The following is a 467-nucleotide window of genomic DNA, read 5'->3' as shown; positions in this document are numbered from 1 at the left end:
CACTAAAACTCTGTTTAAAACCACCTTGTAAAAAGCCAAGCTGAGCTAAGTAGCTTTTAGCAACTATGGTTTCTTCTACACTATTTAACGCACTAGCATCTTTAAGCGTGTTATTAAAAAGGTGAAAAGCATTACGCCAATTTCCTTTTGATAATTCAATTTGCGCTAAGTTTTGTTGCACATGAATAATGCCTATTGGAAATTGAATACGTTGAAATAGCTGCTCAGCCTGCTGCCAATAAACTAAAGCATGTTCATGATTGAGTAACATGTAATACATAAAGCCAATGTTATTCATGCTCTCAGCCTGTAGCATTTGGTTACTAAGGTTTATTCTGATTGCTAGCGCATCTTGATAATGCTTTAACGCTTTTTGATAAAGTGCCTGTTCTTCAGCAAGTACACCTAGTTCATTATAAGAATTAGAAAGCCCTTGCTGATCGCCTAGCTGGGTATATATATCTAAG

Annotated in this window: 1 protein-coding gene; it reads right to left on the bottom strand. The window is 36.0% G+C overall.

The window, feature by feature from the left end:
- Window positions 1-467: tetratricopeptide repeat protein (locus tag PSH48_RS20910; protein ID WP_273612312.1), on the bottom strand; the 467-nt coding region annotated here is incomplete at both ends.

The sequence above is a fragment of the Pseudoalteromonas sp. Angola-4 genome (genome assembly GCF_028599265.1).
GTDB lineage: Bacteria > Pseudomonadota > Gammaproteobacteria > Enterobacterales > Alteromonadaceae > Pseudoalteromonas > Pseudoalteromonas atlantica.
Note: the sequence above shows the minus strand (reverse complement) of the source record. Positions and strands in the feature narration are given on the sequence as shown.